This is a genomic window from Shewanella sp. 11B5, from assembly GCF_002836795.1.
In the GTDB taxonomy this organism is placed as follows: domain Bacteria; phylum Pseudomonadota; class Gammaproteobacteria; order Enterobacterales; family Shewanellaceae; genus Shewanella; species Shewanella frigidimarina.
This window is the reverse complement of record NZ_PJAP01001076.1, coordinates 1-2,379: the sequence shown is the minus strand read 5'-3', so window position 1 is coordinate 2,379 and position 2,379 is coordinate 1. Positions and strand designations below refer to the sequence as shown.

The following is a 2,379-nucleotide window of genomic DNA, read 5'->3' as shown; positions in this document are numbered from 1 at the left end:
TTTTGTTTAATGTACATTGCTTACGCTATACAAAAGGATTTAGCTTCAGAGTGAAATATTTTTTTGTGAAAGATATTTTTCTCTTTGAGCAAATCATTGAGTTAACACCTGGAGACGATAATGAATCAACAATCAGTTATATCACCTAGTCTATCGACTACTGATGTCAACAAAATGCTAAAAAACACTTATATGTTGCTGGCAATGACATTGGCATTTTCTGCAGTAACTGCAGGTTTAGCCATGGCAATCAACATTGGCCCAATGATGTCATTAGGCTTATCACTGGGTAGCTTAGTGTTATTATTTGTAACCCTTAAAAAAGCCGACAGTGCTGCTGCTATATTTTGGGTGTTTGCCTTTACCGGTATGCAAGGCGCGTCGCTCGGTTACATTCTTAACCATTATGCTGGTATGGCAAATGGCCCTGGCTTAATTATGCAGGCATTAGGGTTAACCTCTATCATTTTCGTATCGCTTTCAGCTTATGCGTTAACCACTAAGAAAGACTTCTCATTTATGGGCGGCTTCTTATTTGCGGGTTTATTAGTAATGATCGGTGCTATGGTCATTAACATATTCGTTGGTAGCTCAATATTATTTATGGCAATGAATGCAGGTATTGCGTTGCTAATGACTGGTTTCATTCTATATGACACTAGTCGTATCGTGAATGGCGGCGAAACAAACTACGTTCGTGCGACTATTTCATTGTACTTAGATTTTTTGAACTTGTTCATAAGCCTACTACATTTAATGGGTATTGGCAGCGACGACTAATCGTCGATAGAGTTCATCAGCAAATTACGTTAAAATGACCCTACATTAGGGTCATTTTTTTTATAATGAGCAAATTCATCATTCAAGTAAACGGCAGCGTTTATGGCTCTACAGCCAGTTTTCGCGCGTTATCATTTTGCCAAAGCGCATTAGCTAATGGCCATCAAATTATCAACGTCTTTTTCTATCAAGATGGCGTAACCAATAGTAATGCTCTCACCTGTCCTGCATCTGACGAAATTGATATGCATTCCAATTGGCAATCATTGTCATCAGAACATTCAATACCGCTAACCAATTGTGTGTCTGCTGCGCTGCGTCGTGGTGTGTTATCACCACAAGATGCTACAGAGAATGGTAAACCACAATGGAATAGCAGTGACGCCTTTACCATGGGCGGTTTGGGTGAATTAGTGGTCGGTATTGAACAAGCTGACAGGTTGATTAGCTTTTAACGTATTAGTGGAAAAGACAATGAAATCACTGGCAATTATGTTTAGGCATGCACCATTGGGTACCACCAGTACCCGCGAAGGGCTGGATTTTGCCATGCTCAGTGCCAGCTTTGAACAACAAGTGAGTATTATATTTACCAATGAAGCGGTATTACATTTACTGGCAGGCCAAACACCTGAGCAAGCAGGATCTAAAGATTATGTAGCGGCATTTAAAGCGCTTTCTCTTTACGATATTGATACCGTGTTGGTGTGTGCAGAGTCAATGCACACTTTAGGATTACAGCCTAATGACCTTAGTATTGCAGCGACAGTTGCGACTCCAGAGGTCATTACTCAAACCCTGCAAGCCGCTGATGAGGTATTAGTATTTTGATATTACATCATATCCAAACATCAGTAATGGCTGACGACGCCTTAAGTACATGCTTACGCTATATTCACCCTACAGACAGTATTTTATTGTCTAGCGATGCAGTGAATTGTTTATTACAAACCCAGTGGCAACAAGCTTTAGCAGACGTAAAGCTGTTTGTGCTACAAGATGATGTTGTCGCTAGGGGTTTATTTGATCGCTTGATGATTATTTTAGCCAGTGAAGCTGCGGGCTCTTTTGATATTATTGATTATTCACAATTTGTTGAACAATCTTTGTTACACGAGAAGGTGATAACTTGGTAAACTTTTTTGAATTTAATGGCCAACAAATTGAAACCGATCATCAGGGCTATTTAAAAAATGTAAATGACTGGCAAGAATCTATGGCCGCTGTGATTGCCGCCACTGAGAACATTGAGTTAACCGAGCAACACTGGGAAGTCATCCGTTTTGTGCGTGATTTTTATCTGGAGTACAAAACCAGTCCTGCTATACGTGTGCTGGTCAAAGCTATCGGTCAACGTTTAGGAGCGGATAAAGGTAACTCTAAATACTTATATACCTTGTTTCCGATTGGCCCTGCAAAACAAGCAACTAAAATTGCAGGCTTACCCAAACCAGCAAAATGTTTATAGCTGATTAGTACTGACAAAAAAGCCCGCTCAAGATAACTTAAGCGGGCTTTTTAAATGGCTAACCTTAACTGAGGTTATTTGGGAAATATATTTTCTATCACTATAAATGCTGCTTGAGCTAGTTGAACAAT

At 39.8% G+C, this 2,379-nt stretch carries 5 protein-coding genes; all 5 read left to right on the top strand.

Going from position 1 to position 2,379, the window contains the following annotated elements:
* The first annotated feature begins 120 nt into the window (after nt 1–120).
* The 5 genes from CXF78_RS20495 to CXF78_RS20475 all read left to right on the top strand — a co-directional run bounded on the left by CXF78_RS20495 (nt 121) and on the right by CXF78_RS20475 (nt 2,248).
* On the top strand, nt 121–780 hold the full coding sequence (locus tag CXF78_RS20495; protein ID WP_011637270.1) for a Bax inhibitor-1/YccA family protein: 660 nt from the start codon (nt 121–123) through the stop codon (nt 778–780).
* A gap of 65 nt (nt 781–845) precedes the next feature.
* Nucleotides 846–1,235 (top strand): sulfurtransferase complex subunit TusD, encoded by a 390-nt coding sequence (tusD, locus tag CXF78_RS20490; protein ID WP_102037796.1) that lies wholly within the window; start codon nt 846–848, stop codon nt 1,233–1,235.
* Nucleotides 1,236–1,254: 19 nt separating this feature from the next.
* Nucleotides 1,255–1,611: a sulfurtransferase complex subunit TusC gene (gene tusC, locus CXF78_RS20485; RefSeq protein WP_102037795.1), complete on the top strand. Its 357-nt coding sequence runs from the start codon at nt 1,255–1,257 to the stop codon at nt 1,609–1,611.
* Nucleotides 1,608–1,916: a sulfurtransferase complex subunit TusB gene (tusB, locus tag CXF78_RS20480; RefSeq protein ID WP_102037794.1), complete on the top strand. Its 309-nt coding sequence runs from the start codon at nt 1,608–1,610 to the stop codon at nt 1,914–1,916. Before tusC ends, tusB begins: the two co-directional genes overlap by 4 nt.
* The gene (locus CXF78_RS20475) at nt 1,910–2,248 is read left to right on the top strand and encodes a TusE/DsrC/DsvC family sulfur relay protein (RefSeq protein ID WP_102037793.1); all 339 of its coding nucleotides are present in this window, start codon (nt 1,910–1,912) and stop codon (nt 2,246–2,248) included. Before tusB ends, CXF78_RS20475 begins: the two co-directional genes overlap by 7 nt.
* Nucleotides 2,249–2,379: the final 131 nt, after the last annotated feature.